5 protein-coding genes and 1 pseudogene are annotated in these 7,073 nt (G+C 41.9%); 4 read left to right on the top strand and 2 right to left on the bottom strand.

Annotated features, from left to right (window positions below; translation table 11 throughout):
• Positions 1-113 precede the first annotated feature (113 nt).
• Positions 114-989, top strand: coding sequence for a sulfotransferase (locus IGQ44_01500; GenBank protein ID HIK36654.1), 876 nt, complete (start codon positions 114-116; stop codon positions 987-989).
• Between the two features lie 10 nt (positions 990-999).
• Here the strand turns inward: IGQ44_01500 and IGQ44_01495 are convergent, their stop codons facing one another.
• Positions 1,000-2,358 (bottom strand): Rieske 2Fe-2S domain-containing protein, encoded by a 1,359-nt coding sequence (locus IGQ44_01495; protein HIK36653.1) that lies wholly within the window; start codon positions 2,356-2,358, stop codon positions 1,000-1,002.
• A 121-nt stretch (positions 2,359-2,479) separates the two neighbouring features.
• On the opposite strand from IGQ44_01495, the gene murJ reads away from it, so the two are divergent.
• A complete protein-coding gene (gene murJ / locus IGQ44_01490; protein ID HIK36652.1) occupies positions 2,480-4,093 on the top strand; it encodes a murein biosynthesis integral membrane protein MurJ in 1,614 nt (537 codons plus the stop codon).
• Between the two features lie 865 nt (positions 4,094-4,958).
• Here murJ and IGQ44_01485 read toward each other — a convergent pair.
• A pseudogene (locus IGQ44_01485) lies at positions 4,959-5,324 on the bottom strand (DNA adenine methylase).
• Positions 5,325-5,727: 403 nt separating this feature from the next.
• Here IGQ44_01485 and IGQ44_01480 point away from each other — a divergent pair.
• Positions 5,728-6,087: a DUF3110 domain-containing protein gene (locus IGQ44_01480; protein HIK36651.1), complete on the top strand. Its 360-nt coding sequence runs from the start codon at positions 5,728-5,730 to the stop codon at positions 6,085-6,087.
• Positions 6,088-6,140: 53 nt separating this feature from the next.
• The gene (gene murQ, locus IGQ44_01475; GenBank protein HIK36650.1) at positions 6,141-7,058 is read left to right on the top strand and encodes an N-acetylmuramic acid 6-phosphate etherase; all 918 of its coding nucleotides are present in this window, start codon (positions 6,141-6,143) and stop codon (positions 7,056-7,058) included.
• Positions 7,059-7,073 lie beyond the last annotated feature (15 nt).

The following is a 7,073-nucleotide window of genomic DNA, read 5'->3' as shown; positions in this document are numbered from 1 at the left end:
GTATAGGGAGTAGGATGTAGGGTAAGGGCGTGGGGGATATTAGGGTTTATGATTGTAAACCTGGGGGATATAACTTAAATGGGTTTATTGGTAGGGATACTGTGAGGGGGGAGATGGATAAGAAACCCGATTTTATTATCATAGGGGCGATGAAATGTGCCACCACCACTCTTCATGAACAACTGGCGAGACAGCCGGGGATTTTTATGACAAAATTAAAGGAGCCTAATTTCTTTAGCAACGATGAGGAATATGAAAAGGGAATATACTGGTATTTTTCTCTTTTTTCTGGGGCCAAACAGGAGGATATATGCGGCGAATCCAGTACCCATTATACTAAACTTCCTACCTATCCCCACACTGTTGAAAGGATGAAAGGGCATCTGCCCGATGTAAAACTAATATACGTGATGCGTCATCCCATTGACCGTCTTATTTCCCAGTATATTCATGAATGGACCCAGCGGGTTATTAATACGGATATTAATCTTGCCATTGAAACCCACCCAGAGTTGATTGCTTACAGTAGGCATTCTATGCAAATTAAACCCTACTTTGAGGCTTACGGGAAGGAAAAGGTCTTACCAGTTTTTTTTGAAAGGCTGTTAAAAAATCCTCAGGAAGAATTGGAGAGAATATGCCATTTTATAGGTTATAATTCCAGGCCAAAATGGCACGAATTGGGGGCAGTAAATGACTCTTCCCAGAGGATGCGCCCAAGGGCGTGGCGAGATTTTTTGGTGGAAATGCCTATTCTCAAAACTATTAGGAAGAAACTGATACCAAAGCAGATAAGAGACTGGGTAAAAGGGTTTTGGATGATGAAAAAAAGACCTCAAATTAAGGAGGATAAGTTAAAACCCTTGAGGTCTATCTTTGACGAAGAATTAGCCACTTTAGGGAGGTGGTTAGGGGTAGAATTAAACTGTGAGAATTACCATAGGGTTGTCATAGAATCCCCCCTACTGGATTGGCGTGGCAAGGAATAGCAATTAGCAGTTACATCTGGTTCCTTTTGGGAATTAATTGGCCATGATAAAACTCTTTTTCCAGTTTACCCAAACCAGAATAGGATAGAAAGCCTGCTAGGGTAAGGAAGGAGAGAAAAATGGAAAGGGAAAAACTATGGTAAAAACTTAATAGGGGGGTAGCAGACAATGATAAGCCAAAGACTAACAAACTAAAGAAGCGAAGTTTTTTAATGGTAGCTAATGCCCCCCGACAACTGGCACAATGTTTAGTGTGGGAGTGGTATCTTTCTAGTAATTCCTCGTCAGAAGGGGTGGGAGGGAATGGTTTATCGGGAAATACCTCCCCATACCTGTCTACCCACTTCCTAAACTCTGCAACAAACAAGTCGGCCTTTGTGGGAAGATAACAAACCTTATTATAGTTGCTAGAACCCCCTTTTCCCTCTAAATATCTCTCCTGATAGTGGAGAAAGATCTGGTCTTCTTCTAGAATTTTATTCTGGTTGATGTGAGAATACCATCTAGGTGTCAATTTGACAAGCAATTTGGGGATTTTGGATTTGAATTGGAAGGGGAAAAGGGCAAACAATCTACACTTACCCCTAGTAATGGGAGTAGCATAAACAACTGTCATAGTACGTCCCAAGTTGGGGGAAGTCAAATCATGCCACATCAAATTGGGAGCCACAAAGGTAGTATACTGGCTTCCTAACGTACCTCTCCTTGGGCCTTCAGGCCAAAATCCCCTAAAACCCTGTCTATCGCTACTTTCTACTTGTAAATTCATACTTGTGGCATATTTACGATTGCCCACAGTACCATGGTGGGTATAGGGTACATGACTGGCATCTAACACATTTTCTAGAAGGGTTATAGCATCATAGGGCACATCCCTGAAGGTTTTAACAATAATCCAATCCTCGCCGTTGTCTATAAGGGGTGTTACCAGTGGCAGTGGGGTAGAAGAGGCATTTTCTCGTTTTCCAGGATAGACAAAAAGCATACCATGGGCGACGGCGGTGGGATAGGATTTGACACAGGCGCGGGGGGATTCATGGCTTTTTACTCCTGGAACTTCTTGAGGTATAATGGCACAGTTGCCCTCCCCGGTGAAAGCCCAACCGTGATAAGGACACTCTAAAAATCCCTCTTCATTAACTCGTCCCTGACTCAATGGCACCAGACGATGGGGACACTTATCTGCAAACACTCGCCATTGTTTTCCTCTCTCATCCCACCACACCACCAAATCTTCTTCCAACAGGGTAAACCGGTGTAGTTTCCCTTTTTCCAAGTCGTCAAGAAAAAATATGGGATACCACACCTCTTTGTAATCGAATTTATTTGGCTCCCTACCCCCTATGGGCAAGCTTTCCGGACTGTTCATGACTTTTTTCTCCAAACCCTCTGTTACAAACATATTTACCCTCTCTTCTAAACTCTCCTGTTACAAATCTTAACAAAAGGGAGAGGGACATTTTGGCGGATAATAGACCAAGGAGATATTTATGGGTAGTAAAAAGGTGGATAATAAGGGTAAAAAATCGTTAGCAAAGATAGCAGGGATAGTAGCCATAGCCACGTTAATTAGTAAGATATTTGGTTTAATTAGAGAACAAATTGTGGCAGCGGCTTTTGGGGTAGGGGCGGTGGTAAATGCATATGCTTACGCCTATGTTATACCAGGGTTCTTGTTAATTCTTTTAGGGGGTATTAATGGGCCCTTTCATAGTGCCTTAGTAAGTGTTTTAGCGAAGAGAAATCAGAAAGAAGCAGCCCCTTTAGTGGAGACGATTACCACCCTGGTTACCGGGGTGCTTTTGTTAGTAACAATTATCCTAATAGTTTTTGCGGAGAAATTCATTGACATTCTGGCGCCAGGTTTACAAGACAACATTCGCAGTTTGGCCATTTTACAGTTGCAAATCATGGCGCCTCTGGCTATTTTTGCTGGGTTGATTGGTATTGGTTTTGGGACATTAAATGCTTCTGAGGAATACTGGTTGCCTAGCATTAGTCCATTGTTTTCCAGCGTAACAATTGTAGTGGGAGTTGGGGGATTATTTTTGTTTTTGGGAGAAAAGACTGACGCGCCTGAGTATGCCAAATTAGGAAGTATAGTGTTAGCCAGCACAACCTTAGCGGGGGGAATATGGCAGTGGATAGTACAACAAATAGCACAGATAAAAACAGGAATTGGGGGGTTGAAATTACGTTTCGACTTTCGTCAGGAGGGGGTAGCTGACGTCATCAAGGTTATGATACCTGCTACTCTTTCTTCCGGCATGCTTCACATTAATGTTTATACTGATTTGTATTTTGCTTCTTACATAGAAAATGCTGCTGCCGCCATGCGTTATGCCAACTTTATCGTCTTGACGCCATTAGGGATTATTTCTAACATGATTTTGGTGCCATTTTTGCCGATTTTTTCTCGTTTATCTACTCCTGATAACTGGGATGAATTAAAAACCAGAATCAGACAGGGATTAGTTTTAACTGCCCTTACCATGCTGCCACTTACGGCAATTTTTATGGCATTGGCAAGACCTATTGTGAGTTTAATTTACGAAAGAGGAGTGTTTAGGGAGGCAGAGTCAGCAGTAGTTGCCCCTGTTTTATTTGCCTATGGGTTGGGTATGTTTTTTTATTTGGGTAGGGATGTATTGGTAAGAGTGTTTTATGCTTTAGGAGATGGCAATACCCCCTTTAAAATTAGCGTTATTAATATTTTTCTAAACGCTTTTTTGGACTACATTTTCGTCAAACCATTTGCCACTCAGGGATTAATTTATGCCACCATTGGCGTGAATTTGTTTTCTATGGCAACCATGCTTATTATTCTCCACAAACGTTTAAAGGGTTTTCCTCTGACTCAGTGGGGATTTATTTTTGCCGGCTTGACCATTGCCACCGTAGCTTCTGGTTTTGGCTGCGGCAGTTTTTATAGTCTTTTCTCTTCTATTTTTGGCGACACAACTTTAATGTTGAAGCTGATAGATATTCTTATTTCCTGTCTGGTTGGTTTAGGCGTCTTTCTAATAATTTGTTTGCCATTAAGGTTAACAGAGTTAGAAATTCTCTTTAGCAGGCTTGGCATTAAATTTTTCAGAAAAGGTTAATATCCCCCCTCTTTGTTTATAAAACACCCCTGTGTAAAGGCCCCCGTAGCAAAAAGTGGCAAAACTCTTGACTAGGAAATACTAAAACTGATGGGCTTACACACACATAAACCTCTGACAAAAAACAGAGAAGGGAAATAAAACGGCTGGTATGTGTGGTTGCCAAGGGGAAATCGAATATTGTCTCCGTTGGTGTTACTGTCTATCACCCCTGTATAAAAGGGGAAAAGAATTCTTGTATAAAAGACCAATGTTATCCCCCAATAACGGCGTAATATACAACAATAGGCACTCTCATCCCTAAGAAGGGAAATATTGAGAATACTAGAGAGAGTACAATAGCCTCAAAAACACAAAAATATACGGAAACACTAACGGCAAAATAGCAAGGCAAACAACAGAGGCAGTAATTGACAATACTAGGAGTTTTCCCAAACCTTTACAAGCCTAAAAACAAGGCAGGGAAAACTAAGACTACCACAACACGCGGCAACAATTAGATGGTGAAGGTTATACACTTTCACATATAGGGATACCATACGATACGGAATAGAGAAAAATGTAGATGCAGAAATTATCATCGGGGGGTAGGGTATATCACGAGAAGCCAATACTGTGTCTGTCACTGTGGAGTGGTTATACCAAATTTCTTACAAAACCCCCAGCTCTTAATTACTTTAGTAATGTTAAGTAAACTAGTGAATACACACAGAAAGGACCATTTTACACTATGGTATCACCAATATTGGCTTTTGAGAACCCCCGGGGGGGCATACTGATAGCTTCTATGTCTAAAGATTGGTGATTAAAAGTCTAAAAATAGCCCTGCGTTCGCCACTTTTTGAGTTAATACCTCTCCTGGCTTTTACTCCTTCAATAAGGAGGTTTTGGCATATTTCACCCTTTTTAAGTCGGAGTTGCCAAGGATGAAATGGTTGCCGCCTGTCTGGATGTCGTCACAGGATTTCTGTAGTTCTATTTGTTGTTCAAAGTAAAATTCTTCCGAAAAATAGGACGTAAAACACAATATCACCCCGGGAGGCACATAGGGAGTGTCTAAGTAGAATACGATGGTTTTTTTGACATGGTGAATCGTCTGGACAAAATCTCCACCAGTGAGGGTCATCCCTTCCAGGTGTTTGTTTACAGTTGTCGGGTTTTCTCTGTCACATATTTGTAGATTTTTAAACCTGCCAAATGATGCATTAAATCCTCCTTTCCTGTTGAATGATACCCCACGGAAATGCCTAAAGGCTACTGCCTTTCTATTTGATTGAGAAAAGAATTATGGTTGGCTTTGGATTTGTATTTGACGTTATTATAAATATCACCAGTAATTTTTTGTTATTAGGTATCCCTGGGATACGGAAGTAAATTACTTCCCTCAATACGAATAAAGAAATAGGGTTAAAATACCTCTAAAAACGGGGGAAAATTGTTTCAAATAACCCATCTGTCTACCTAATCAAATTTGGTTTTAACCCCCGCCCGTTTTCAGAAACAGTTCAGAGGTTGCTAAAATCTTGTCTACTGGCATTAACAGTTTCCAATCCACGGAACTACTAAATGGTCGCTGTTAATTTATAATAGCTATGTGGGGTTCAAAATTTAGAGAAAAAATTATTACAAAAGAAATGAGAGTTTACGTTTTGTTGTACAATCCAGGCACAGACAACGAGGGAATACATAGTATCCGCATCGGCAATAAAGACATAATCCTGATGTTTGAATCGGAGGATGATGCCACTCGTTATGCCCTTCTGTTGGAAGCCCAAGACTTTCAGCGCCCCTCAGTAGAGCCCATAGACAGCCAAGAGGTGGAAGAATTCTGTAAGGAGGCAGGTTATGAGTGGAAACTGGTAACTGAGGGAATGCTAGAAATACCCCCAGAAAGAAACTTAGAAGAGACAGACTGGAAACCCGAACAACAAGAGGGAAAAATGAGTGAGGAAGAGTTAGAAAAAATCCGTCGACGTCTGGAAGGGCTACTTTGAGAAAAAAGAGAATTTCTGCTAAATTACTCACGAGAATGTCAAAAAGCATCAAGATGTATAGAGGACACCTGTTGACCGAACAAATTAACCCCGCCAGTGCTAACCTAGACCTGTTATCCCCCCTAGAAATTGTAGACCTTTTTAATCAAGAAGACCAAAAAACCATAAAAGCTATTAGTCTGGCAAGGGAAGAAATAGCGAAAACCATCGAGGTGACAGCAGACAGATTGAGACAGGGGGGGAGACTGTTCTACGTTGGTGCTGGCACTAGCGGCCGTTTGGGGGTACTGGATGCTGCCGAATGTCCTCCTACCTTCTGTACTCCCCCTACCATGGTACAGGCTATCCTCGCCGGTGGTCAAGAAGCTATGATGAAAAGTTCAGAGGCACTGGAAGACTCCCGAGAAGACGGCGCCCATGCTATAATCTCCCATGGGATTGACTATCGGGATGTAGTAATAGGTATTACGGCTGGCGGCACCACCCCTTATGTCCATGGGGCATTGGAAATGGCTAAACAGAGAGGGGCGGTTACCGTTGCAATCAGTTGTGTTCCAAGGGAACAAGTATATATCCCGGCAGACATAGATATTCGTCTTCTCACCGGGGCGGAAATTTTGGCAGGTTCAACACGATTGAAAGCGGGGACAGCTACAAAGATGGCCTTAAACATCATCTCTACTGGGGTGATGGTACAATTGGGAAAGGTATATGGCAACCGGATGGTGGATGTATCTGTCACCAATAGCAAGTTGTTGGATCGTGCCTTAAGAATTATAGAGGATTTGACAGGTTTATCGCGACCAGAGGCGGAGAAGCTATTATATGCCAGTAACAAGCAGGTTAAGGTAGCCTTGTTGATGCATTGGCAAAACAAAACTAGGGAAGAGGCAGAAGAGTTGTTGGGACAGTATAATGGACACTTACGCAAGGCTTTAAATCACCACCATTCCCCTCCACGGCAAGACTAGTTTTTCTCCCTTGCT

This window comes from Geminocystis sp. M7585_C2015_104 (genome assembly GCA_015295805.1).
Classification (GTDB): domain Bacteria; phylum Cyanobacteriota; class Cyanobacteriia; order Cyanobacteriales; family Cyanobacteriaceae; genus DVEF01.
This window is presented reverse-complemented; position numbering and strand designations above follow the sequence as displayed.